We start from the raw sequence: 24714 nt of genomic DNA on the forward strand, positions 1-24714 counted from the left end.
TTATGAAGAATTCTTCATAACAACCAGGCTCCCGGCTCGGTGATCCAGGGACGGTGGACCCGCTTGTTCCCGCGCCGGTAAGCGTCTTTGACTTGGGCGACGGCGCGGCGGGTGGAGCGGTCCGAGCCACGGTAGCCCATCGCGGCGAGCTTGGCATGGACGACATCGGCACGGATCCGGCCCTTGGACTTTTCGACCCATTCCTCGATCTTCGGCAGCCACGCGTCGGTGACGCGGCCACGCTCGGTCGCGGCGCCCGGTGCACGTCCTGCGTCACGGGCCTGCACGAGCCGGTCAACAGTGTGGTGGGAACAACCTGATAGCTCCGCTGCACCGCGCAGCGACTTGGTCAGATCATAAGCAGCAAGAATTTTCACGGTTTCTAGGGCATCCTTCATTCAGGGCCTCTTCCTGTCAGCGGATTCGATTCGACACCGACATCCAAACGGGAAGAGGCCCCCGCCGTCTTACGACACGGCGGGATAAGCGAACAATGCGGACAAACCAAACGGCCACAACTGGGCAGAAATTATGGCCATACGCGGGCAGTCCCGGTGGCCATCAGCGGGCAATTCCGAGGCCATCTACGGGCAGTTTTTCATGGCCGCCAACACCTCACCGTGGCAAGTCCCGTGTCGGCGAGCCGTCAGCGTAGCGGCGCTGGATGAGGGGTGTCTCACTCACCGCCTGCACTACGGTCTCTCCGGTCGTACTTGAGGACCTTCAGAAGGCGGGAGCCGCCAAGAGCCGCTCCCTTGTCCATGACCATCTGGAAGTTGAACCACGGAGAGCATCCGAAAACGGCGAACCCGGCCCGCGGACGGATCGCCGACACCCAAACGAGCGCAAACGAGCATGCAAGGACACCAATATCGCCCTCGCCACCACATGCTCATGTGTTGGCAATCTCCGGCATACGATGGACTCCCCCGGCCTGACCGAGTTCGGCCGTCAAGTCGGAGCGAGCCAGCGCACGTTCTCCCGAATGTTCCGAGACGAGGTTGGGATGGGCTACACCGTGGGGCGCAACCAGCTCCGACTGCAGTTGGCGACCCTGATGCTCGCTGGGGGCAGGACGGTTACTCAGACTGCCAGCGCCTGTGAGTACTCCTCCGCCAGCGGGTTCGTCACGATGTTCCGCGCGGCCTTCAGGCAAACCCTCTCGGTTGCGACGGCCTTGCTCGCGGCCGCAGGCAGCGTCATCGGGCTGCTTTGACAGGAGCACATCCACCGGCACGAGACGCCGGACCTCTCGGATACCGCCATCGCCCAGGACGTGGTGAACCTTTTCATCGTTGCACCACTGATGCTGTTCCTTGGCGCCTTTGCCCTGCTGCTGCCCGGGGTTCCGGTCGGCGGGCCGCGCGCGGCTGGACTTGTCAGCGGACTACGCTGGGCCTTCGGATTCCAGCTGCTTCAGGCCCATGCGCAAGGAGCTTGCCACGGGCGCACCCCGCGTCGCGACGATCAGGAACGCGGCAACCCGCCCCGCCACGCTGGTCGGAGTCCGGTTCCACGTGATGTGAATGCGTGATCCGTCCGACCCGTTCGGCTTGATCCGCGCGCTCACGTAACTGCCCGGTGCGCAGAAATTGCTCTCGCGCACGGTCCAGGTCACCGCTTCGGGATCTGACCAGTCATAGTGTTCCTTGGCCCAGATCGCGCCGCCGGGAGCTTTGCTTCCCTCCCTGATGTCCGCATACGTATCCCCCACCTCGTACACCTCGTACAGGGGCGCATAAATGCCGGGCCAGATCTCCGGTCGGCGTGGGCTGAAGTCCAACAGGGCTTCTCGTATTTTCCCCGGCGGGACGGGGGAATCCACAACCACTTCCACTTTAGGCATTCCGGCCCCTTCCATGATGCTTCCAGTATCAACATTTCCCATAGGCGCACAAGGGCAGAGCGCGATGCTCGCTGCGGTCCTCGCGTACACCAAGGCGGAGACCGCCCGTTGTCAGGGGATCGAATTGAATTATCTGACCCGCAGCTGCGACGAGGCCCAAAAGAGACGCCAGCAAGCGCAAATACCTGCGCCGCGCGCTTCAGCCCGGTGCCTGCGGTGCGAAGGGCGGTCAGGTACGAGAGGGCAGCCCAGGCTGTCAACAGAAGGGCCAGAACACCCGCCAGGTTGTACAGCAGGAACAATTCAGTGCTGAGGATCTGGGAGTACCCAAGGTCTTCCCGGAATGTGACGTCCAACCCTAAAGGAGTCAGGAACCGGAAGCATCCGACAACAACCCACAGCACACCTCCGACAAACATCGCCCAGAGGACGCCAGTGCCATGGCCAAGCATCTTATTAGCGAGGTTTCCTCAGTTAAAGCTTTCATTGAAGGTTCCGTTCATGCAGCTCGCCAGGGCTGTGGCAGTGGATCGTGGGGTGTACAGCTAAAAGCGTCGTCCTTGAGGGGTCCTCTGACGCCGCGGACTGGATATCGCCATGCGACTCACGCCTAAACAGTCACGATGAAAACCACCGAAGTGACGAACGCCGGCAGGGCCAGGAACACCGTCCCAAGGCCGCCAATCAGGGCGCCCACCGGATTCAGATTGAACGCCTCACCATTGCTAGGTGGAAACGCGCCTACGAAATGGAACAAGAATCCGCACAGAACCACGCCTACGGCCGTGACCAGGAACCAGACTGTCGCGAAAGCCCACCCAAGTCGTCTAGTTTGGGCTTTCATATGGGGCTTAAAGATTCCGCGTTCGCCGTTCTCTCGCGCCATGCCGTTCGTCATTTTGGATCCCCCGGATTCAATGTCGTCCCCCAACAGCCAGCCAAGGCGAATCGACGTTGTCGGTTCTGAAGGGTTCAACACCGGCACCGAACACGACGAGGCACAGGAGTCCTACCCCCAAGCCGGCATTTATTGCATCTGGTTGACTAATAATGGATATTGTCCCTGCTGACATTCCCTGTCAAGATCGGCGCGATAGTCGAATCAAAGGCTCTACTTCTCGTCGTTTGTGGCCATCTCTGGTCAGGTTCTGCCCAGAGACTGGCTCGTTGTTGCCCTTCAGCGTTCTGAGGGTCGAAATGTGGCTGCTCTTGACCAGTTCCGGCCCACATGTGGGCTGTAAGCGGCCGGGTGTGTGACGACGCGTGAAGTCTGCCGTAAGTTGAATAGCCAGCGATCCGTATCCCAGCGATGAGTGCCGGACGATGGGAGTGGAGTATCTGCCCCTTGACGCCTTGCTGGCGCGAAGCGACATCGTCTCGTTGCACCTGCCTCTGACACCGCAGACCCATCATTTCATCCAGGCCGAACAGCTCGGCAGGATGCGTGACGGTGTCATGCTCATCAACACCAGCCGGGGTATGTTGATCGACACGCGCGCGGTAATCAATGCCCTCAAGCAGGGCAAGATAGGTTACCTGGGCCTGGATGTGTACGAGGAGGAGGCTGACCTGTTCTTCGAGGATCTCTCAGACCAGGTTCTGCGCGATGACGTATTTTCGCGGCTGCTCACCTTCCCCAACGTGCTGATCACCGGCCATCAGGCATTTTTCATGCGCGAGGCCATGACCAACATCGCGGCAACGACGATGGATAACCTCACGGCTGCAGAGCGCGGCGAGAACCTGAACCAGGTCACCGCTGACGACTTCGCCGGGTAACCGGGCCCGGGATGCTGGCATTCCTGGCGGCTGCACCGGTGCTGCTGGTACTCGTGCTGATGACCGTTGCCGGCTGGTCGGCCGCCCGGGCGGGGGTTGTAACAGCCACGGTCACGCTGGTGCTCGCCGTGGCAGCGTTCGGCTTCGGCGGCCCGACGGATCACTTCAGCGTGGTCTCGGGTACGGCCGGTGTGCTGTCCGAAGCTTCGTTCATCGCCGCGACGGTGGCGGGCATCATCGGGCCCGCACTGGGCATCCACTACCTGCAGCAACGCACCGGCGTCGCGGAACGGTTGCACGCCGGTCTGGCCCGTCTTCACCCCGATCCCCGGCTGGGCGCGCTGCTGGTGACGTGGTTCTTTGCCTTGTTCCTGGAGGGCGCCGCCGGGTTCGGCACGCCGGTGGCGTTGGCCGCTCCCTTCCTGGTAGCTGCAGGCCTGCCCCCGGTGCGGGCCGTGGCAGCGGCCCTGCTGGGCCACGCCGCGGGCGTGTCCTTCGGCGCCATCGGCACGCCCGTGCTCGCCCAAAGCGCGCTTGTGGATTCTTCCGGAACAGAGCTGGCCAAGGCCACCGCTCCCTACCACGTCATCCTCGGAGGGATCCTGACGGCTGCGGTCGTGCTGACCATCGGCCGCGCCCTGCCCGGGACCCGCAGGCTGCGGACCTGGGGTGTCCTGGCCGCGATCTCCTTCCTCGTGCCCTACGGCCTGACCGCCACCTTCGTCGGCCCTGAACTGCCCACACTCGGAGGTGCACTGGCCGGGGTTGCCGTCTTCGCCGTCGTGCTTAACCGACGACGGCGGCTGGAGGCGGCAGCCCCCTCCGGCGGCGGACCTGCTCTGCCCGGCGACCCGGCAGGGCTGCTGCGCGCAGCCGCCCCGTACCTGGTCCTGGTTTTTCTCGTCCTGGCCACCCGCCTGGTCCCACCGGTCCGGGACACGCTGGAGGGCGTCGCGATCGAGTGGGAGACCGGCACGGGATTCTCCGGCAGCGTCCGGCCGCTGTTCCACCCGGCAATGCTGCTGACCGTGGCCTTTGCCGCCGGGGCGGTTTTGCAACGGGCCTCGGGACGCGACATCCGTGAGGCTTTCCTGACCGCGACCAGACAGCTGGGCCCTGTGCTGGTGGCGCTGATCGCCATGGTCACTATCGCCCGCACCATGTCCCATGCCGGGATGACCAATGAGCTGGCCTACGCGGCAGCCGGCATCGGAATGGCGTGGCCCCTGCTCTCACCCGCGGTCGGGGCGTTCGGGACCTTCGTCACCGGCTCGGCCACCGCCTCCAACGTGCTTTTCACCGAACTCCAAACCACTACCGCCCACGCCGCCGGTCTTCCGGCGCTCCCCCTCCTAGGGGCGCAGGGATTCGGAGCCGCGGTCGGAAAAATCATATGCCCGCACAACATTGTGGCTGCCGTAGCCACCGTGGGCCTCACCGGGCAGGAAGGCAAGCTTTTGCGCACCACTTTTCCCACCGCGCTGCTCTACGTCACCCTCGGAGGCCTCCTGGCCTTTGCCTTCACACGCTGACCTTAAGCAAGGAGCACGGCCGATTTCAACTGTCTCCTGGCTGCAACGAACTCGGTCCGGGTATGCTTGCGAGCTGCTTTCGATACCGCTTTCCATCGCTGGGGCCGGGCCTTTGTGCCCCTGTTGCCTTGTTAACACCGGCAGACCGGCCTAGGATCGGCCATATGACGGACAAGAAAGCAGTGCCCGCGGCAGAGATTCTCGATCCGGACCAGTGCTGGACGCTCCTTGCGGAAACGACGGTGGGACGGCTCGCCGTCATCGTTGATGGCCATCCCGACGTCTTCCCCGTCAACTACAGGGTGGATGACCGGACGCTCGTGTTCCGCACCGGCAGCGGAACCAAGCAGGAGGCGATCGAAGCAGACGCCACCGTTGCCTTGGAAGCTGATGCTGTCAGCGCCGAATTCGGCTTGGCCTGGAGCGTGGTGGTCAAGGGAAGGGCGGCTGAGACAACGCCCACGGGCCCTGCCCTGGATGAAATCCGTCGGGCATTGTTTCCCTGGCAGGGAGTCGGGCAGGAGCATCTACTCCGGATCGTGCCCGAGTCTGTGACAGGCAGGCGATTCTCCGTCGCATCGCCGTTGATGTGGCGGACGTCGTTGGACGAAGCCGGTGCCGGACTCGAATAGCCTGCGCCCTGCTCTGGCATTGAGCAGCGGTTACCTGCCGTCAGGATCATGGAGTCCCTGCGACCAGGTCATTTGCATGAACAGTCCTGCCCTGACCGTCCCGGCTGACGGACACTTCCGTACTTCGGCAGGCAGCATTGGACGTAATCTCACCGCAGCATGGTGAGCACGTCCTGCTGAATGTGGGTGAACACCCGGTTAGTCACGATCACCACGATGATTGGGATTCCGACTGCGGCAAGCACGCGATGTTAGGCAAGCCCAGCTGCGCATCACAGCATGAGGGCAAAATGTGCAGTGGGCCATGGGCTCGTCCTCGACGGAGCCGGGCGGGAAGCACGCACTTGTACACGCCGGCAAGGTAGGTTCCCGGGTAGTGGGGGCGTCCGCGTCGGCTTCCGGCTCGGCACCGTAGGTGGCCCAGTAGCCATTGCCGACCGCGCAGAGAGCCCCGCGCAGGGCCTCAACTGCAGGACCGTAGCCGCCGTCGCCCAGCAGTCACTGGCCGTTGCGGACTCGCGGCCGACCCACCCCGGAAGTCTGGCATCGGGGGGAAGAACGCGGGGGCTCGGGAAAAGCCTCGGCGGGGCAGTGGACACCGGTCATGCCACTGGGGCGTCGTTGCGGTGGGCCCAGCGCCGGACGGCTTTTTCTGCCTCGACGATGATCAGGACGGTGGAGCCGACGGCCGCGCAGAGGAGCCATTCCCACGCGTTCAGCGGGGTGAGTTCCAGCAGGCCGGCGGTGACCGGCCAGGTCATGACTGCCCAGTGGAGCGCGAGGGCGGCCAGGGACGTGGAGAGGAGCGGTTTGTTGGCCAGCAGCCTGAGCTGGAAGAGGGATTTGGTTTCGGCGCGGGAGCTGAAGACCTGGAAGAAACTGAGCATCACGAACATGGTCAGTGCCAGGGTCCGGGCATGGATTTCGGGGTAGCCGTTGTGCAGTGCCACGATGAAGCTCAGAATCACTGCCAGGGCCATCCAGGCGCCGGTGATCCCGGCCCGGAACCACAGGGTGCGTGAGAGGATGCCATCGGACGGTGGCCGGGGCGGGCGGCTGAGTTCATCGCCCTCCGCCGGTTCGAAGGCCAGGGCGATGTCCTGGACGCCGTTGGTCACCACGTTCATCCACAGCATCTGCACGGGCTGGAACAGCAGAGGCGTGCCGGCGAAGACGCTCAATGTCACCGCCACCAGTGCTGCTGCTCCGGTGGAGAGAAGGAAGTACGTGGTTTTGCGGATGGCGGCGAAGGTGACCCGGCCTTCTTCCACGGCGTGCACGATGGTGACGAAATTGTCATCGGTCAGCACGACGTCGGCTGCTTCGCGGGCCACGTCCGTGCCGGATTTGCCCATCGCGACGCCGATCGCGGCTGCTTTGAGGGCCGGGGCATCATTGACTCCATCACCCGTGACGGCGACCACCTTCCCCGCTCCCTGCAGGGCGTGCACGATCCTGAGCTTTTCTACCGGGGAGACCCGTGCCGCTACGCTGGCCTGCTCCAGGCGTGCGGCGAGCATGTGGTCATCCAGGTCCGCCATTTCGGTGCCGGTCAGTGCGGGTTTGTCTGTGGGGAGTCCGAGCCGGCCAGCGATGGCGGTTGCGGTCACCGGGTGGTCTCCGGTGATCATCATGACCTTGATCCCGGCGCGCCGGCACTTGGCGATGGCCTCAGCCACCCCGGCACGGGGCGGGTCGGTCATTCCTTCCAGGCCCAGGAACGTCAGGCCCGACGGCGCCGGCAGCGGCGAGGGGATTTCCTCGTCGTCGGCCAGCATCCGGGAGCCGGTGGCGATGACCCGCATACCGTCCCGACCCATCGCCTCGTTGGCCTCAAGGATCAACGCCTTGTCCAAGGGAGCCTCGCCGTCTTCCCGGGCCATGGTGCCGGCGGCGTCCATCACCGCTTCCGGGGACCCCTTGACGTACAGGGTCCGCCGTCCGCGGGCATCGGCGTGGACCGTCTGGGAGTACGTCAGGTGCGGTTCATACGGCTGGTGCGCCAGGGGCTCTGCGGTGCGGTCCTGTTCACTGATGGCGCCCCGGAACACGGCGGTCTTGGCCATGGCAGCATCAACGGCGTCCCCGGAATACTCCAGGTCCTCGTCCTCGGAGGAAAGCGTGGCCTCATTGGTCAAAGCACCGGCCCGCAGAACCGCCCGGACCAGCGGAGGCTCTGCAGCACCGCCGTTGGTCCCGGCGGCGATGTCGACCAGGCCCGCGGTGGTCCAGATTCGTTCCACGGTCAGCCGGTTCTCGGTCAGGGTCCCTGTCTTGTCGGATCCGATGACATCGGTGGAACCCAGTGTTTCGACCGCGGGCAGGGTGCGGATGATGGCGTTTCGTTTCGCCATCCGTGAGACGCCGAGACTGAGCGCGACGGTCAGGACGATCGGCAAGGATTCGGGGATGGTCGCCACCGCGAGTGCGACGGAGGTGCGGAACATGGTGGAGATGTCGTTGCCGAGCACCAGCCCGGCAATGAAGATGAAGACCAGTGCAGCGAGGATGATCAGGCCGATGCGGCGTTCCAGGCTGTGGGTGAGCAGCTGCAGCGGTGATTTGCCCGACGGGCCCTGGACGAGGGCGTTGATTTCGCCCAGCGCGGTGCCGGCACCGGTCGCAATCACGACGCCCCTGCCCCGGCCACTGCCCACGAACGTGCCGCTGAAAGCAATATTTGCCCGGTCCGCGTCGCCGGTGTCGGCCGGAAGCGGTCCCGTGTGTTTGGTGGCGGCGAATGGCTCACCGGTGAGCATGGACTCATCCAGCCGGAGGCCGTTGGTCTCGAAAAGCCGGAGATCGGCCGGGACCCGTTCACCGCTCTCCAGCATCACCAGATCGCCCGGGACCACCTCACGCCCGGGGACCACCCGTTCAGTGCCCTCACGCAGCACGCGGCACGACGGTGTGGAAAGCGACTGGAGCGCCCGGACGTCCGCCTCCGCCTTGCGCTCCTGCACAAACCCCAAGGCAGCATTGATGCACAGGACCAGGAAGATCGCCCCGGAATCCACCCAATGCTGCTGAATGAGCGTGACCACGGCCGCCACCAGCAGGATCCCGATCAGCGGGCTGATGAACTGCCGCAGCAAAACCCTCCACCACGGCGTGGCACCGGAGAAGCTCAACTCGTTCGGACCCGCGTCAGTCAGGCGGCGGGACGCCTCAGCATTGCTGAGTCCCTCCGGACCCGACGAAAGCCCGGCAAAGACCTCCTCGGAACTCAGCGCGTGCCAGGGAACCGGCCCGGCTGCGGTCGGTGACTGCGTATCGGGCCCGTTGGTCATGAGTGCCAGTCTTCACCGGCGCCGGAACTTCGACAAGGGTCGTCGTTACGTCTCGGGTCCTCGACCTCTGCGCTGCGCACTTTCAGGCTGCGCCGTGATCCCCTCTCCAGCCGATGGCTCCTGGAGTCCATCAGTCAACAGTGGCAAGTTGCGGGACCGGTCCCCCAGCACCATCCCCTCCAGCAGACTGCCAGGCTCTCCCGGAACCTCGCGGCTGCGACCCCCGATGTTCACGGCACAATCCTCCCGTCGCTCTGGGCAAATCCAAGAAGCATGAACCCTTCACGATCGCGCAGGCTTCCTGCGACGCCATCAAACGCTCCGCAGGAGTCAGCCAACTTCTAACCCCTCGTGTGACGGTGAGCCCGCCCCAGGCAGTTCATGGCAAAGGACAGATCAGCGTCGGCGGGACACGTACCGGCCACCACTCGATCAGCATGAAACGGCAAGTGCCCCGCCAGGCCGAAGCCTGACGGGGCACTTGTGCGAGACTCTAGTGTGACCGCAGGTGACAGCGAGTCAGCGACCAGATCCTCTGGTATCCGAGCGGATCAGCTCAGGAACCGCTAATTTGCCGAAGCACGTACTGCAGGATACCGCCGTTGCGATAGTAGTCCGCTTCGCCCGGCGTATCGATGCGGAGGACCGCATCGAACGACTTGGCGGTGCCGTCTTCGGCGGTCGCCGTGACCTTGAGGGTCTTCGGAGTGGTGCCTTCGTTGAGCGCGGTGACACCCTCAACAGCGAAAGATTCCGTACCGGTCAGCCCCAGGGTGGCAGCGGATTCGCCGGCCGGGTACTGCAGGGGAAGGACGCCCATGCCGATCAGGTTGGAGCGGTGGATGCGCTCGTAGCTCTCGGCGATGACGGCCTTGACACCCAGCAGCGCGGTGCCCTTGGCTGCCCAGTCGCGCGATGAACCGGAGCCATACTCCTTGCCTGCCAGGACAACCAGCGGGGTGCCGGCGGCCTGGTAGTTCTGGGCGGCGTCGTAGACATAGGCCTGCGGGCCGTCGGCCTGGGTGAAGTCGCGGGTGAAGCCGCCCTCCACGCCGTCCAGCAGCTGGTTCTTGATGCGGATGTTGGCGAAGGTGCCGCGGATCATCACTTCGTGGTTACCGCGGCGCGAGCCGTAGGAGTTGAAGTCCTTGCGCTCCACGCCGTTGGCCAGCAGGTACTGGCCGGCCGGGGTGTCCGACTTGAAGGAGCCGGCCGGGGAGATGTGGTCGGTGGTGACCGAGTCGCCCAGCTTCAGCAGGACCCGGGCGCCAGTGATGTCCTGGACGGGTTCCGGCTGTGCCTTCATGCCCTCGAAGTACGGGGGCTTCCGGACGTAGGTGGACTTCTCATCCCATGCGAACGTGTCGCCTGCGGGGGTGTCGAGGGCCTTCCAGCGGTCGTCGCCTTCGAAGACGCCCTCGTAGCCGCGGGCGAACATTTCCTTGTCGATGGAGGAATCGATGACCTGCTGGACCTCGACCGGGTTCGGCCAGATGTCCTTCAGGAAGACGTCGTTGCCGGCTTCATCCTTGCCCAGGGGGTCAGTATCGAAGTCGAAGTCCATGGTTCCGGCGAGGGCGTACGCGATGACCAGCGGCGGCGACGCCAGGTAGTTCATCTTTACGTCCGGGTTAATCCGGCCTTCGAAGTTGCGGTTACCGGACAGGACAGCGGTGACGGAAAGGTCGTTGGCCTGGATGGCCTCTGAGATCTCAGCGTCCAGCGGTCCGGAGTTACCGATACAGGTGGCGCAGCCGTAGCCCACGATGTAGAAGCCAAGCTTCTCCAGGTACGGCGTCAGCCCGGACTTCTCGTAGTAGTCGGTGACTACCTTGGACCCCGGTGCGACGGACGTCTTGACCCACGGCTTGGCGGCCAGGCCCTTGTCGACGGCGTTGCGGGCCAGCAGGGCGGCGGCCAGCATCACCGACGGGTTGGAGGTGTTGGTGCAGGACGTGATCGACGCGATTGACACTGCGCCGTGGTCCAGTTCGAACTCCCGGCCGTCTTCCATCTCGATGTGGACGGGGCTGGACGGGCGGCCCTCGGCACCGTTGGCAGCGGAAACAACGCGTGCCGAATCAGTCGTGTGGGAGTCGGCGTGCGTGAACGACGGCGAGTCCGACGCGGGGAAGGACTCGTCCAGCGACTCGTCCACGCTGCCGTCTTCGAGCGTGACGTAGTTGTGGATGTCCTTGCGGAACTGCTCCTTGGCGTCCGTCAGCTCGATGCGGTCCTGGGGACGCTTCGGGCCGGAGATGGACGGAACCACCGTGGACAGGTCCAGCTCGAGGTACTCGGAGAACTTGATCTCCTTCGACGGGTCGTGCCAGAGGCCCTGTTCCTTGGCGTAAGCCTCGACGAGGGCCACGTTCTCTTCCGAGCGGCCGGTGAGGCGCAGGTACTCGATTGTGACGTCGTCGATCGGGAACATTGCGGCGGTGGAGCCGAACTCCGGGCTCATGTTGCCGATGGTCGCCCGGTTGGCGAGCGGAACCTCGGCCACGCCTTCGCCGTAGAACTCGACGAACTTGCCCACCACACCGTGCTTGCGCAGCTGTTCGGTGATGGTCAGTACGACGTCGGTGGCGGTGGCGCCGGCAGGAATGGACCCGGTCAGCTTGAAGCCGACGACGCGCGGGATCAGCATGGAAACGGGCTGGCCCAGCATGGCCGCCTCGGCTTCGATGCCGCCGACGCCCCAGCCGAGCACACCCAGTCCGTTGACCATGGTGGTGTGCGAGTCGGTGCCGACGCAGGTGTCGGGGTAGGCGCGCAAAGCGCCGTCAACTTCACGTGTCATGACGGTGCGGGCCAGGTATTCGATGTTGACCTGGTGCACGATGCCGGTTCCCGGCGGGACGACCTTGAAGTCGTCGAAGGCCGTCTGTCCCCAGCGCAGGAACTGGTAGCGCTCACCATTGCGCTGGTATTCGATCTCCATATTGCGCTCCAGCGCGCCGGAGTTACCGAAGGCATCAATCTGGACGGAGTGGTCGATGACCATTTCCGCAGGTGCCAGCGGGTTCACCCTCTTCGGGTCGCCGCCAAGCTCCTTCACCGCCTCGCGCATGGTGGCAAGGTCCACCACGCAGGGAACGCCGGTGAAATCCTGCATGATCACGCGTGCAGGCGTGAACTGGATTTCAGTGTCGGGCTGGGCATTCGGATCCCACCCAGCGAGGGCGCGAACGTGATCGGCAGTGATGTTCGCGCCGTCCTCGGTCCTCAACAGGTTTTCAAGCAATACCTTGAGGCTGAACGGAAGGTTTTCTGAACCTTCAACGGAGTTCAACCGGAAAATTTCGTATTCGGTTCCGGCTACATTAAGTTTGCCTTTTGAACCGAAGCTGTCCACAGTGCTCATCGCAGGACTCCTCTCGCAACAGTTTCATCTTTGTCGCGCGGTAGACCGCTTGCTAGTTAGGTGAGCCTAATTAGTAGATGGTCCTACAAAAGAGCATGGGGCCAGCCGTGATATACGGTGCGCGACGTGGGACTACTCCGCCCATCCTAGTGGCATCAGCCGCGGGGCGTCAGCAGTGCCACCGTCTCCAGGTGATGTGTGTGCGGGTACAGGTCGAAGGCCCTGATCTGCGTCAGCCCCCAGCCGCCCTGCTGGAAGTACCCGATGTCGCGCGCAAACGATGCGGGGTCACAGGAAACGTACGCAATGGCCCGCGGACCGGCAGCGATGAGCTGGTTCACCACGGCCTTGCCGGCGCCGGCGCGCGGCGGATCCAGCACCAGCGCATCAAAGTTCCGGGGCCGCTGGCGCAGCACACGCTCCACGCGGCCCTGCACGATTTCCACCTGTGGCGCTCCGTGGAGGTTCTTCCGGGCGTCCCTGCTTGTTCCGGGAGCGCCTTCCACCGACAGCACGGAGCCCGTTTCGCCAACGGCGTCGGCGAGCGGCGCGGTGAACAGTCCGGCACCGGCATAGAGATCGGCCACTGCCGCGCCCGGCTCCAGGAACCCGCCGTCGTGGAGGAAACTGGTGACGGCACCGACCAGTGTTTCCGGGGCGTCCCGGTGGATCTGCCAGAATCCGGCACCGGTTACCCGGTAATCGTGGCCCGCAGCGGACTCCTGCACCCAGGTCCGGCCGCGCAGCTGCAGCGTCTCCTCCTTGAGCGGATCGTAACTGGCCACCGAAATGTCCGCGGGGAGCTGGGCCAGGATGGAGCTGAGGCGTTTGGCGCGGGTGCCGGGCGAAGGGGCGAGGAGGACGAGGGGGCGGGAACCGTTCGCAGGGGCAACAACCTCCACCCTGTCGATGCCCTGCAGGTCCGCGTCCCAGAGCCGAAGATCGTTGATGGCCGCGACCGCGAGCGGCATTTCCCGGACAGGAATGACCTGGTCCGAACGGTGGGCGTGCATGCCGAGCTTGCCGCCCGGGGTGACCGCAAAACCGGCCCGGGTCCGCCATGCGAGGCCGGCCCCGCCGTCGTGCGTTTCGCCGCCCTGCGTTTCGCCGTCCTGGGCGGCGGCGCCCACCGCTTCCACCTCAGGTGAAAGCTCGACGCCGGCCAGCCGCCTGAGCTGTTCGGCCAGCACCTCGGACTTGAGGCGCCGTTGCCGGGACAGGGAGATGTGCCCCAGTTCGGCGCCGCCGACCGGCGGCCGCCCGTGCGCCCAGGAAGCGGGCGAATCAGCTACACGCCAGAAGTGCGGGACACGGTCCGGCGACGGGTCCAGCACCTCTACGACGTCGCCGCGCCAGAATTTGGCGGACTCCCCCGCATCCGTCAGGCGGATCCGGGCCTTCTCCCCGGGGATGCCGTGGCGGACGAATACCACCCGGCCCTCGTGCCGGGCCACGCAGTGCCCGCCGTGGGCCACGGGGCCGATATCCACCACCAGGTGTGTGCCGGCGGAGGACGTCAGGGGTTCGGGGTTCATTGGATGTCCTGCAGTTTCTTTGCTTCTTCGGATGATTTGAGCTGCCACGGAACACTGGCCACCATGACGCCGGGTTCGAAGTGGAGCCGCGTTTTGATGCGCAGGGCTGTCTGGTTGTGCACCAGCTGCTCCCACCATTTGCCGACCACGTATTCCGGGATGTAGACAACGATCAGGTCCCGGGGAGAGTCCCGGCGCATGTTCTTGATGTACTCCATGATGGGAGTGACGGTCTCGCGGTAGGGGCTCGCCAGCACGGTCAGCGGCACGGGGATGTCCAGCTTTTCCCAGTCCGCCAGCGTGTGGGCCGTCTCTTCCTCGTTGATGTCCACGGTGACCGCATCCAGCCGGGAAGGCCGGGAGGCCCGCGCATACGCCAGGGCACGCAGGACGGGCTTGCGGACGTGCGACACGAGCAGCACGGCGTGCACCCGGGTGGGCAGGGCACGCGGCGAGGAGTCTTCGTCCACGGCGAGTTCCCTGGCCACGTTGTCGTAGTGCGCCCGGATGCTCCACATGATGAGGTACAGGACAAACATCGCCAGGAGTGCGATCCAGGCGCCCTGCTCAAACTTGGTGATGAGGACGATCACCAGCACCAGCGCCGTCATTCCGAAGCCGATCATGTTGATGGTCCGGGACTTGAAGATCCGGAGGCGCACGGCTTTGTTCCGGGCCAGCTTCAGCTCACGGCCCCAGTGACGGACCATGCCAAGCTGGCTGGCGGTGAAGGAGATGAACACACCCACGATGTAAAGCTGGATGAGCTTAGTGACATCGGCGTTGAAGGAAATGATCAGCACAAGCGCCCCGGCGGCCAACGCGAGCACGCCGTTGCTGAAGGCCAGCCGGTCGCCGCGGGTGCGGAGCTGGCGGGGCAGGTAACCGTCCTGCGCAAGGATGGAACCCAGCACGGGGAAGCCGTTGAAGGCAGTGTTGGAGGCGAACACCAGGATCACGCCGGTGGCCGCAACCACGATAAAGAAGAGGATGGAGCCCGGCCCGAAGACGGTCTGTGCAATCTGGCTGATTGCCGGGCTCTGGATGTAGCCCTCAGGAAGCGGACTCCCGTTCAGGAGGAACTCCGTTGCCGGGTCCAGCACAATGTGCACCTTGGTCGCATTGGCCAGGTAGATGATCCCGGCCAGCATGGCTGAGGCAATGATGCCCAGGAGCAGCAGTGTGGTGGCCGCGTTCTTGCTCTTCGGCTTCCGGAAATTCGGCACGCCGTTGCTGATGGCCTCCACACCGGTCAGCGCGGCTGCGCCCGAGGAGAAGGCCCGGAGCAGCAAAAATGCGCCGGCGAGACCCACGAGGCCTTCATCGAAACCCGGGGCCGGGACGATCGTAAACGCTGCCGACGGCGCCTGGCCCAGCTGCCCTGTTAAGCCCTGAAAAATCCCGACGGCGGTCATGCCGAGAATCGATGCCATGAAGATGTAGGTGGGCACGGCAAAGACGCCTCCGGCTTCCTTGATGCCACGCAGGTTCACGAGGGCAAGAACCACCACACCGATGGAGGCGAACATGGCTTGCTGGCCGTGGAGGGACGGAACCGCTGTGGTCAGGTAGGTCGCTGCCGATGACATGGAAACGGCGACGGTCAGCACGTAGTCAACGAGCAGGGCGGATGCAACGGTCAGCCCGGCGTGCTTCCCCAGGTTCACACTGGCGATTTCGTAGTCGCCGCCGCCTGACGGGTAGGCATGGACGTTCTGCCGGTAGGAGGCGACGACCGTCAGCAGCACGACCATGACTGCGAGTCCCACCAGAGGAGAGAATGCCACGGCGCTCACGCCCGCCAGAGCCAGTGTGAGAAGAATCTCGTCTGGCGCGTAGGCCACGGACGACAGCGCATCCGAAGCGAAGACGGGAAGCGCGATCCGCTTCGGCAGGAGGGTATGGGGCATCCGGTCAGTCCGGAAGGGCCTCCCCACCAGCACCCGCTTCACTGCATTCAGAATTGTCAGCACCACACAAAGTTAGTCTGATTCACGCGCGATGTCATGGCGGGAATCCGGCGGTAGAGTCGTACGGAGCAGCAGGACAACTGGAGGAGACACGGGTGGCGCACTTCGTGATCATGGGCTGTGGACGCGTTGGGGCAACCCTGGCCCACACACTCGAGGACGCAGGCCATTCGGTGGCCATCATCGACCAGGACGACCGCGCCTTCCGCCGGCTCCGTTCCGGCTTCACCGGGCGCAAAGTCACCGGCGTGGGCTTCGACCGGGACACTCTGAAGCAGGCCGGCGTCGCCGAGGCGTACGCGTTCGCCGCTGTTTCCAGCGGTGACAACTCCAACATTCTGGCCACGCGTGTGGCCCGCGAAACCTTCCATGTCCAGCACGTCGTCGCCAGGATCTACGATCCCGGCCGCGCCGAGATCTATCAGCGGCTTGGCATCCCCACCGTGGCTGCCGTGCGGTGGAGCGCAGACCAGGTCCTGCGCCGCATCCTCCCTGAACAGCATCTGGCCGGTGACTTCCGGGAACCGTCCGGCCGGCTGGTCCTGGGTGAACTCGACATCGACCCCGCCTGGATCGGCCATTCCGTGTCCTCGATTGAAAAGGCGGCCGATGTCCGCGTCGCGTACCTGACCCGGTTCGGTGAAGGGATGCTTCCCACCGCCGCCACGGCGTACCAGGACGGCGACACCGTCCACGCCATGATGCGCCTGGACCGCAGCGCAGAAGTGGCCCACATTCTCGCCAAAGCACCCGCCAAGGAGTCCTGAGTGAAAGTCGTCATCGTCGGAGCCGGAAGCGTCGGTTCCTCGATCGCCCGTGAGCTGCTGGCCCATAAGCATGAGATCCTGCTCATCGATCTCAAGCCCGAGGTCATCGGCCGCAGCGGGCTGCGGGGTGCGCACTGGCTGGTTGGCGATGCCTGCGAACTGAGCACCCTGCAGGATGCAAAGCTCGAAGACGCCGACGTGGTGGTCTCTGCCACGGGTGATGACAAAGTGAACCTCGTCGTTTCGCTTCTGGCAAAGACCGAATTCGGGGTCGGGCGCACGGTGGGTCGCGTCAACAACCCGAAGAATGACTGGATGTTCAATGATTCCTGGGGCGTGGACGTCGCCGTCAACACGCCGCAGCTCATGACGGCGCTGGTCGAGGAAGCCGTGGAAATCGGTGACCTCGTCCGGCTGCTCACGCTCCAGACCGGTGTGTCATCCCTCGTGGAGTTCACGGTGCCGCATGACTCGCACGCCATCGGGCTCACCGTGGGAAGCATCGACTGGCCCGAGGACTCGACCCTCGTGGCAATCCTCCGCGACCAGGCACCGATCACGCCCAGCCGGGACGACGTCATCGACGGCGGCGACGAGCTGTTCTTCGTCACCACGATTGCTGCCGAGGAGCAGTTGCGTGAGCTGCTGTCGCCTGGATCGGGTGAACGCCTGGAGCAACCGCCCGGACCGGATGAAATCCAGGCTGCGGCTCAGGCTGAATCGCTGGAGGGTGACGGCTTCGAAGGCTGAGTCCCCGGCGCTGCCGCCGGCCGCGTGACCAGCCATGCCAGCCACACGCCCAGGATGTACAGCGGCGCGCCCATGATGAGGCGCGTGGTTGCCAGCGCGGCCAGGCCGTCCGGCCCCATGAGGTACAGGGGTACCTGCACCACCAGGCGAAGGGCGAGCACGCCCACGATAATCCAGGTGCCCAGCTGGTAGGCGCGTACCCGTCCCGGGTGTTGCCGCCAGTCCAGGCCCTCGTTGCGGATGAAGCCGAACAGCAGCCCGGCAATGGGCCAGCGGACGGCGATCGAGATGACCATCGCCACAATGTAGGCCGCGTTGGTCAGGAACCCGGGAAGGTAGAAGTCCTCCGCCTTACCCGTGGTGTTGGCGAGCCAGGCGGAAATGCCGACGCCGACCACCCCGGCAAGGGCCTGTGTCAGGGGACGGCGCTGCACGAGGCGCACCACGGTAAACACGGCCGCAGCGGTCAGCGCCGCAATAAGCGACGGCGTCAGGTTAGCCGTGATGGTGAAGGATATGAGGAAGACCAGTCCGGGGAGGATGCTCTCCGCGATCCCCTGGTAACCGCCGGCGCTCTTGAGGACGTCGATGCGGCCGTCATCCGTGCGGTGCAGCCCTGCCTTGGATGCATAGCCTTCGGCCAGGCCCGCCAGGCCAGGAGCGTCCGGAGCCGGCGCGGGTTCCGGCCTTTCCGCTCCGGGTTCGGGCTTTTCTGGCAATGTCATGGGTTCTCCTGGCGGGACAATATTTCGTAGCGGGGATTGAACATGGTGGGCAAACCGTCGCGCACGGCCAGCATGCCGTCCAGCCTGACTTCGGTCCCGGGGTCGATGCCGGGTACGCGGCGGCGCCCCAGCCAGACGACCCGAAGCCGGCCGTGCTGTGCCGCCGGGGCGGGCGTTGCCCGCGTCGGCCGGTCGTGATCCACAACGGTGGCCGTGAAAGCCGCCACTTCGGTGGCAGGCACGTAGGTCACCGATTCGATGAAGCCTTGGCACAGGACACGCCCCCGCTCCGGCAACCGGCTGATGGGTACCGGCCCGTCCTGCATACTGCGGCCGGCATCAACCAATCTGGGTGATCTCCGGACCGCGTTCAGGCTGTTCGAATTCCGGACCTGATTCCTGCCCGGTGGGAGGCACCGATCCGGCGGCGTCCTTGGGCAGGCGCAGCTGCAGGAGGTCCCGGGGCGGCATGGGGTTGTCGCCGCGGATAACCACGATCTTGCGGAAAAGCTCCTCGAGGCCAGCGGCGGCCTCCCGGTTCAGTGCCGCTTCGCCTCCGAACACGCCACGGAGGAACCAGCGTGGACCGTCGATGCCGATGAAGCGGGCTACACGGTACCCCTGGCCGCCGTCGCTGGCGCTGGCCGGCAGTTTGGCCACGAGCTCGGTGCCGAAGTCGCCCTGGATTTCTTCGACCTGGCCGCCCTGGCTGCCCACCGACTGGCCAATCTGTTCGCGGATCTCGTCCCAAAGGCCCTCTGACCGCGGGGCGGCGAAAGCCTGAAGCTGCAGGCTGGACCCGTTCAGATCCATGGTTACCGCCACTACCCGCTGGGTTGCCTCCTCCACCTCCAGCCGCAGCTGAAGGCCTTCGCGCGGGGCAATAAGCAAGGCGCCCAGGTCCACATAACCGTCCCGGCTGCTGATCTCGGAGACATCAAAGGGACCGGTGACGCTTCGGCCGGACGCCTCAGTGGTAGCGCCGGCCGACTCGGCTGCGCTGTCCTCCCGGACTTCCTCCGGCTCTGAAGCCGCTTCCTTCTTGGCTTTCTTGCCCCGCCCAAAAACCATGGGTTGTCTCCTTAGTTGTGATCTTGTCGCGCCGGCCCGCGGGCGCCGCATCTTGTCTGGCTGGCCGCCCTCGGCCGTCCCGGGAGGCCGGACCAGGAACCCAGGGCCGCGGAACCCAGGGCGCGGAGCCTAGGGGCGCGGAACCGTGAAGCCGCCCGTTGAGCCGAATCCTCCGGCGCCGCGGACGGAGTCACTCAGTTCCCCTACAGCGATGAACTGGGCATACTCCACGCGCTGGATGACCATCTGTGCAATTCTATCGCCGCGCCGGAGTTCTATCGCCTGATCGCGGTCCGTATTCAGCAGCGTCACAGCGATTTCACCGCGGTAACCGGCGTCGACAGTACCGGGGGCGTTGACTACCGTGAGGCCGTGCTTGGTCGCGAGGCCGGACCTGGGGTGAATCAGTGCCACAAACCCGTCCGGAAGGGCGATGGAGACGCCGGTGGGCACGAGCCGCCGCTCACCAGGCTCAAGGACCACGTCCTCGCGGGCGCGCAGGTCAGCGCCGGCGTCGCCGGGGTGGGCGTAGGACGGCGCTTCCAGGCCGTCGTCGAGCATTTTAAGTTGAACCTGCACAGTTGGCGCTCCATACTCTGCCGCGGGCAGCGCTGCCGCCGAAGCGGGCAGCCCAGCTTCCGGCGCCGCGTGCTGCAGCGTTGGCGTAATGGCTGTTATTTCGTCAGTCACAGTTCCTCACTCTATCGCCCGCAGGTTCGGTCGGCCTACCGGCCGTGACTCAGGAAGAACTCTGGGAACAAGCGAGGATCTGCCGGGATGAAAAGCCCCGGCAAAGATGGAAAGCTGGGAGCATGCCCGAATCAAGCGCCCCCGTGCCTGCCCGCCATCAGCCTCCGCAGGATGACACCGTCGTGTTTGCCGAAAAGCTGTGGCCCGGTGTGTGGATCTGGCTGGTTGCCGCGGGACTGGCGGGCGCGGGCATCCTGGTCTTCGCACCCATCAGTCCTGCCGCCGGCTTCACGGCCGCCGCCGTTCTCTTCGCCATCGAAGCGGCCCTGCTTCTCCTGTCCACACCCGCAATTTCAGTCACGGGCCGGACTCTCCAAGTGGGCAGGGCGAGCATCGAGCGCGGGCTCATCGGCCATGTTGAGGCGTTCCGCGGCACGGAAGCCACCGCCGAGCGCGGCACCCGCCTCAACGGCCTCGCCTATCTCTGCATCCGCGGCTGGATCGATCCGGTGGTCCGCATCGAGATCAACGATCCCTCGGATCCCACGCCCTATTGGCTGACGTCCACGCGCCGCCCGGAGGAACTGGTGGCCGCGCTCGGCACGGGCAACGCAGCGGGCCGGTCCTAGCCTTCGCAGTCCCGGCAATAGAGGCGGCCGTCTTTTTCGCGGGCGATCTGCGAGCGGTGCCGGACCAGGAAGCATGAGGAACACGTGAACTCGTCAGCCTGCGCAGGCATGACCCGGACCAGCAGTTCCTCGCCGGAGAGGTCTGCGCCGGGCAGCTCGTATCCCTCGGCAAGATCGGTTTCATCCTCTTCGACCACCGCCGTCGGTTTCTCGGCACGGCGAGTCTTCAGCTCCTCAATCGAATCCTCGTTGAGGTCTTCCTCCGACTTCCTCGGCGCATCATAGTCTGTCGCCATGGTCTGCTGCTCACACTCCGTCGACTCGCTTGGGTAATTCAACGTACACAACGCCGAACGCCGCCCCTTTGTGCCCGGTTCGGGGCCATTGTTCCCTATGGCGGACCGAAAAGCCATAGCCTTTCCTGGCCGGATTGCGGCATGGTCAGCTTCCGGCCCCGATGTCCTTCCATTCCGCCGGGAGTCCCGGAATTTCGCGGCGCGCCCTTCGTCCTAACAGGAAAAGACAGGCTTGGGTGGCAGAGTTTCGATTGATAGTAATGCCAGGGTGGAGGATTGTATGCAGGATCTACGGCTTGTAGGCGTCCACGACGACGGGGAGCATCTCCTGTTGAGCGGCACCGGCGGCGAGATGTTCCAGCTGCCGATCAACGAGGCCTTACGGCTGGCGGCAAGCCGGCCTTCCCTACGGAAACAGGCCCCGACGGTTGCGGCCCTGTCTCCGCGCGACATCCAGGCGAAGATCCGCAGCGGCGCCACTGCGGCAGAGGTCGCCGAAGCCTCCGGGCTGCCTCTGGAAAAAGTTGAGCGTTACGAGGGCCCGGTCCTGGCCGAACGGGAATACGTGGCACAGCAGGCCCGGAAGGTAGAGGTCGCGTCGCCCGCCCCCGGCCACGACATCTATCGGTCAGCCTTCGGTGACAACCCGGCCACGCTGGGCGACATGGTGGCCCACCGCCTCACCGCACACGGCATCGCGTCCTCCACGCTCGAATGGGACTCCTGGCGGCGCCCTGACGGAACTTGGACAGTTGTGGCAAGGTTCGATACCCAGCCGGGCGGGCATGCCAGCATCGGTGAAGAGCCCCCGGCCATGTGGACATTCAATCCGTCCCGCAAATCTTTGCAGAATGCCAATCGCTGGGCCCAGCAGCTCAGTGAGCTGGAGCCCCTCGATGGTCCCGTGCCCGCGCGCAGGCTGTCGGCAGTATCGGACCGCCCGTTTGATTTTGAAACCGACGCTGAGGCGACAGCCCGCAAGGGCACGCACCAGCAGGGCACCCACCAGCAGGGCGCCGACCACCAGAAGGACGCCGATGGCCTGCTGGACATGCTGCGCTCCCGCAGGGGTCAGCGCCTGGGCCTTGACGAGGACAGCGACGATGCCTTGGCGCTCCTGCTGACCCACGGTGTCCCGGCGGCGCACCCCCGGCCGGCGGAGATTCCTGCCGCTTCCGAGCCGGACCCGGACGAGCCCGGCGACGCGGCCGAGTCCGAGGAACCGAATTCCCCGGCGGCCGAGCTGGGGCCCGGAACGCGACGGCGCGACGGCAGGCCCTCCATGATGTCCCGCCTCAGTCTCGCGCCCCGGCCTCAGGAGCCGCAACAGGATTCCCTCACCCTTCACGAAGGCGTCAGCACGGACACACGCGAGATCACGATCGTCCCATCCCCGCTGCGTCCCGTCGGCAAGGCGGGCCAGGAAACACCGGCAGCACCGGCGGGGTCGGCAGGTCCGGCAGAGCCGGCAGGTCCGGCAGAGCCTGCGGTTCCGCCCGCTGCGCCGCCCGCTGTTCCGGCACAGCCGGCGGTTCCGCCCGCCGCCGACAAGCCGGCAGGCCGGCCGGCAGAGGGTCCCGGCCGTCCTGCAGCCGGCAATCCAGGCTTGGACGAACTGCTCGGACGGGGAACTCCACGCCGCAGGCTGGATGCGGGCAGGCTGGACGCGGGCAGAGCGGCACCGGACCAGGGACCACCAGCGCGCCAGGAGCAGGACCGCGATGAACCTGAGCGCCAGCCGTCGAGGCCCAAGCGGTCCAGCGTTCCGAGCTGGGACGAAATAGTCTTCGGCACCCGGGGCGACTAGGCCACTGTTACTTCCTGGCGAGGTCCCGGCTAGCTGTTCCCGGCTGTACTTCCGGTACGGCTGCCAGTACCGCGCCACAGGCAGGCGTCAACTTCGAAGGGCAGCAACTGGTCCTGCTGTGCCATGATGTTGGCGCCGTGGGCGGTGACGCGCCGCATAAAATGCCGCCGGCACAGTGTCTCGTACCCCACCGCCGGCTCCGTTCCGGAGGCGTCCCCGGGAGCACTGGCAACCGCCGCATCCCCGGCCATTTCGACGTCGCCCACCACTACCTGCGCGCCCTCCATGACCATCACGCCGTCGACCGTCCTGGCATTGTGCGTGGCGCGCCGTCCGCACCAGCAGAGTGCCTCCACCTGAAGCACCTGCACCCGGTCCGCGAGTTCAATCAGCCGCTGCGAACCGGGGAAAAGCCGGGTGCGGAAATCTGCTGTGATGCCGAACGCGAAGACGTCGACTTCAATCTCGTCCACGATCCGCGCGAGTTGTTCCACCTGCGCGGGCGAATAGAACTGGGCCTCGTCGCAGATGAGGTAGTCGACGCGGACGCCCCGCGTGCGGCGCAGCACCACTTCGTCCCAGAAATCGGTGCTGTCCACGACCTCCACGGCGTCAGTCTGCAGTCCAAGCCGACTTGAGATGCGTGAGCCGCCGGCGCGGTCGTTGCAGCTGAAGCGGACTCCGCCGCGCCCGCGCGCACGGTGGTTATAGTCCATCTGCAGCGCCAGCGTGGACTTTCCGCAGTCCATGGTGCCCGAGAAGAAGACGAGTTCAGCCACGGGTTCTCCCGCGGCTGGGTGTCTTGCCCGCAGCCTGGAAGCAGAGCAGCGGAACTTCCCGCTCCGCCTTGGTCAGGGAACCGTGCTGCCCCACGACCTCCATGGCGGTGGGCCGCACTCGGCGGGTGTCGTAGAAGGCCACTGCATCGCGGGCCGCGATCATGACGTCGCCGATCCGCTGCTCGACGCCGGGCCGGACCGGACCGAAGAGGCCGGCGGCAATCGCTTCTTCCCGTGTGAAGGCCCAGATCCGCTCGCCGAACCGGCTCCGCCAGGCTTCCAAAAGACGCTGGCGGGCGCTCCCGGTACCGCCCGGACCCGCCTCTTCCCCAAGGTAAAGGTGGAGCATGCGGGGCTCCCCCCCTGTGTGCCTGACGCCGGCCACCAGTGAAGGATCTTCCGAGTAGTCGATCCGCTGGCCCTCTGCCACGTCCAGCATGCCGTGATCGGCGGTGAGCAGCACGGTGGTTCCCGCGGGAAGGGCGGAGTCAAGCCGCTTGACCGTTGCGTCCAGTTCTTCGAGCTGGTGTTCCCACTCCGGCGACTGGGAACCGTGCCGGTGACCGGCCTTGTCGAGGTCGTTCACGTAGAAGTACATGAGGGACGAGTCGGAAGCGGCCATCGCTTCGGCGGCGGCAGCCGTGCGGGCATGCGATGTGATTCCCGAGATGAAGGTTCCTCCCCGCAGGGCAGCGCGGGTCATGGGAGAATCACCGAATTGCGGAAGGCTGACGGTCGTAACGTCAACATGTTCCGCGGCCCGCTCCAGGACCGTGGGAAATGGCTGCCAGTCCTGCGGGTCCACGCCGGCATCCCAGTTGCCCAGCATGTTGACCACTTTGTCCTGGGAGGGGTCAAGAACGTCATACCCCACGAGCCCGTGCTGGCCGGGGGCCAGTCCCGTGCCAAGGCTCGCGAGGGAAGCGGCGGTTGTGGAGGGAAACGCTGAATCGATCCACACCGGGACGTCGCCCTGGCCCCGCTGCATGACACCGCGGAGGAACGGGGTGTGGGCGGACTTCTGCTTCAGCAGGCTGCGCCCCAGACCGTCGGCGAGGACAACGCAGATCCGTTTGGCGGGCGGCAGCCCGAGCCGGTTCTCGAAGCCTTCAACGCCGAGGCTCGCCGCAGCGCTGCCCAGCACGTCGGCTACGGAGCGGTGCCCGTAAGCCGGGGCCGGCGGAAGCACCGGTGCAGCGGAATGCGTTGAAGGGGAAGCGGGGGAAGGCAGGCCGTTTTCCGGCGCCAT

Annotated in this window: 21 protein-coding genes and 1 pseudogene; 8 read left to right on the top strand and 14 right to left on the bottom strand. The window is 65.4% G+C overall.

The features are described 5' to 3' along the window. Positions 1 to 20: 20 nt before the first annotated feature. Positions 21 to 398: pseudogene (locus tag AC6CH3_RS20195) on the bottom strand (IS21 family transposase); the annotation flags it as partial. 521 nt (positions 399 to 919) lie between these two features. Here AC6CH3_RS20195 and AC6CH3_RS20200 point away from each other — a divergent pair. Further along, entirely contained in the window at positions 920 to 1216 is a 297-nt protein-coding gene (locus AC6CH3_RS20200; protein WP_498134118.1) for a helix-turn-helix domain-containing protein, read from the top strand. 171 nt (positions 1217 to 1387) lie between these two features. On the opposite strand, the gene AC6CH3_RS20205 is transcribed toward AC6CH3_RS20200, so the two are convergent. Both AC6CH3_RS20205 and AC6CH3_RS20210 read right to left on the bottom strand, forming a co-directional pair. After that, the gene (locus AC6CH3_RS20205) at positions 1388 to 1846 is read right to left on the bottom strand and encodes a hypothetical protein (RefSeq protein ID WP_498134119.1); all 459 of its coding nucleotides are present in this window, start codon (positions 1844 to 1846) and stop codon (positions 1388 to 1390) included. A gap of 610 nt (positions 1847 to 2456) precedes the next feature. Further along, positions 2457 to 2744, bottom strand: a complete 288-nt coding sequence (locus AC6CH3_RS20210; RefSeq protein WP_498134120.1) for a hypothetical protein — start codon at positions 2742 to 2744, stop codon at positions 2457 to 2459. Between the two features lie 386 nt (positions 2745 to 3130). Here AC6CH3_RS20210 and AC6CH3_RS20215 point away from each other — a divergent pair, with 386 nt between their 5' ends. The 3 genes from AC6CH3_RS20215 (at position 3131) to AC6CH3_RS20225 (ending at position 5789) form a co-directional block, all read left to right on the top strand. Then, complete coding sequence (locus AC6CH3_RS20215; RefSeq protein ID WP_498134160.1) at positions 3131 to 3625, top strand: NAD(P)-dependent oxidoreductase; 495 nt, start codon at positions 3131 to 3133, stop codon at positions 3623 to 3625. A gap of 11 nt (positions 3626 to 3636) precedes the next feature. After that, entirely contained in the window at positions 3637 to 5157 is a 1521-nt protein-coding gene (locus tag AC6CH3_RS20220) for an L-lactate permease (RefSeq protein WP_498134121.1), read from the top strand. A 164-nt stretch (positions 5158 to 5321) separates the two neighbouring features. Then, positions 5322 to 5789 carry a pyridoxamine 5'-phosphate oxidase family protein gene (locus AC6CH3_RS20225; protein ID WP_498134122.1) on the top strand — a complete coding sequence of 156 codons (468 nt, stop codon included), beginning with the start codon at positions 5322 to 5324 and terminating at the stop codon, positions 5787 to 5789. 602 nt (positions 5790 to 6391) lie between these two features. On the opposite strand, the gene AC6CH3_RS20230 is transcribed toward AC6CH3_RS20225, so the two are convergent. The 4 genes from AC6CH3_RS20230 to AC6CH3_RS20245 all read right to left on the bottom strand — a co-directional run bounded on the left by AC6CH3_RS20230 (position 6392) and on the right by AC6CH3_RS20245 (position 15954). Next, on the bottom strand, positions 6392 to 9079 hold the full coding sequence (locus tag AC6CH3_RS20230) for a cation-translocating P-type ATPase (protein ID WP_498134123.1): 2688 nt from the start codon (positions 9077 to 9079) through the stop codon (positions 6392 to 6394). Positions 9080 to 9635: 556 nt separating this feature from the next. After that, on the bottom strand, positions 9636 to 12446 hold the full coding sequence (gene acnA, locus AC6CH3_RS20235; protein ID WP_498134124.1) for an aconitate hydratase AcnA: 2811 nt from the start codon (positions 12444 to 12446) through the stop codon (positions 9636 to 9638). Between the two features lie 155 nt (positions 12447 to 12601). Beyond that, positions 12602 to 13981 carry a class I SAM-dependent RNA methyltransferase gene (locus AC6CH3_RS20240; RefSeq protein WP_498134125.1) on the bottom strand — a complete coding sequence of 460 codons (1380 nt, stop codon included), beginning with the start codon at positions 13979 to 13981 and terminating at the stop codon, positions 12602 to 12604. Beyond that, positions 13978 to 15954 carry an APC family permease gene (locus AC6CH3_RS20245; protein ID WP_498134161.1) on the bottom strand — a complete coding sequence of 659 codons (1977 nt, stop codon included), beginning with the start codon at positions 15952 to 15954 and terminating at the stop codon, positions 13978 to 13980. The genes AC6CH3_RS20240 and AC6CH3_RS20245 overlap by 4 nt, the downstream gene beginning before the upstream one ends. 92 nt (positions 15955 to 16046) lie before the next feature. Between AC6CH3_RS20245 and AC6CH3_RS20250 the strand changes: the two genes are divergently transcribed. Together AC6CH3_RS20250 and AC6CH3_RS20255 are read left to right on the top strand one after the other, a co-directional pair. Next, the gene (locus AC6CH3_RS20250) at positions 16047 to 16718 is read left to right on the top strand and encodes a potassium channel family protein (RefSeq protein WP_498134126.1); all 672 of its coding nucleotides are present in this window, start codon (positions 16047 to 16049) and stop codon (positions 16716 to 16718) included. Beyond that, on the top strand, positions 16719 to 17468 hold the full coding sequence (locus AC6CH3_RS20255) for a potassium channel family protein (RefSeq protein WP_498134127.1): 750 nt from the start codon (positions 16719 to 16721) through the stop codon (positions 17466 to 17468). Here AC6CH3_RS20255 and AC6CH3_RS20260 read toward each other — a convergent pair. The 4 genes from AC6CH3_RS20260 to dut form a co-directional block, all read right to left on the bottom strand. Then, a complete protein-coding gene (locus tag AC6CH3_RS20260) occupies positions 17429 to 18193 on the bottom strand; it encodes a DUF3159 domain-containing protein (RefSeq protein ID WP_494035234.1) in 765 nt (254 codons plus the stop codon). The two genes, AC6CH3_RS20255 and AC6CH3_RS20260, sit on opposite strands and share 40 nt — an antisense overlap. Continuing rightward, on the bottom strand, positions 18190 to 18519 hold the full coding sequence (locus tag AC6CH3_RS20265; protein WP_498134162.1) for a single stranded DNA-binding domain-containing protein: 330 nt from the start codon (positions 18517 to 18519) through the stop codon (positions 18190 to 18192). The genes AC6CH3_RS20260 and AC6CH3_RS20265 overlap by 4 nt, the downstream gene beginning before the upstream one ends. A gap of 13 nt (positions 18520 to 18532) precedes the next feature. Then, the gene (locus AC6CH3_RS20270) at positions 18533 to 19264 is read right to left on the bottom strand and encodes a DUF3710 domain-containing protein (protein WP_498134128.1); all 732 of its coding nucleotides are present in this window, start codon (positions 19262 to 19264) and stop codon (positions 18533 to 18535) included. Positions 19265 to 19393: 129 nt separating this feature from the next. Then, positions 19394 to 19894, bottom strand: coding sequence for a dUTP diphosphatase (gene dut, locus AC6CH3_RS20275; protein WP_498134163.1), 501 nt, complete (start codon positions 19892 to 19894; stop codon positions 19394 to 19396). A 182-nt stretch (positions 19895 to 20076) separates the two neighbouring features. On the opposite strand from dut, the gene AC6CH3_RS20280 reads away from it, so the two are divergent. Continuing rightward, complete coding sequence (locus AC6CH3_RS20280; protein WP_498134129.1) at positions 20077 to 20583, top strand: DUF3093 domain-containing protein; 507 nt, start codon at positions 20077 to 20079, stop codon at positions 20581 to 20583. On the opposite strand, the gene AC6CH3_RS20285 is transcribed toward AC6CH3_RS20280, so the two are convergent. Further along, entirely contained in the window at positions 20580 to 20879 is a 300-nt protein-coding gene (locus tag AC6CH3_RS20285) for a DUF4193 domain-containing protein (RefSeq protein WP_498134130.1), read from the bottom strand. The two genes, AC6CH3_RS20280 and AC6CH3_RS20285, sit on opposite strands and share 4 nt — an antisense overlap. Positions 20880 to 21159: 280 nt before the next feature. Here AC6CH3_RS20285 and sepH point away from each other — a divergent pair, with 280 nt between their 5' ends. Then, positions 21160 to 22686: a septation protein SepH gene (sepH, locus tag AC6CH3_RS20290; RefSeq protein ID WP_498134131.1), complete on the top strand. Its 1527-nt coding sequence runs from the start codon at positions 21160 to 21162 to the stop codon at positions 22684 to 22686. A gap of 29 nt (positions 22687 to 22715) precedes the next feature. Here the strand turns inward: sepH and AC6CH3_RS20295 are convergent, their stop codons facing one another. Together AC6CH3_RS20295 and AC6CH3_RS20300 are read right to left on the bottom strand one after the other, a co-directional pair. Further along, entirely contained in the window at positions 22716 to 23465 is a 750-nt protein-coding gene (locus AC6CH3_RS20295; protein ID WP_498134132.1) for a thymidine kinase, read from the bottom strand. Next, on the bottom strand, positions 23458 to 24714 hold the full coding sequence (locus AC6CH3_RS20300; protein WP_498134164.1) for an alkaline phosphatase family protein: 1257 nt from the start codon (positions 24712 to 24714) through the stop codon (positions 23458 to 23460). Before AC6CH3_RS20300 ends, AC6CH3_RS20295 begins: the two co-directional genes overlap by 8 nt.

The sequence above is a fragment of the Arthrobacter sp. GQ119 genome, assembly GCF_059759125.1.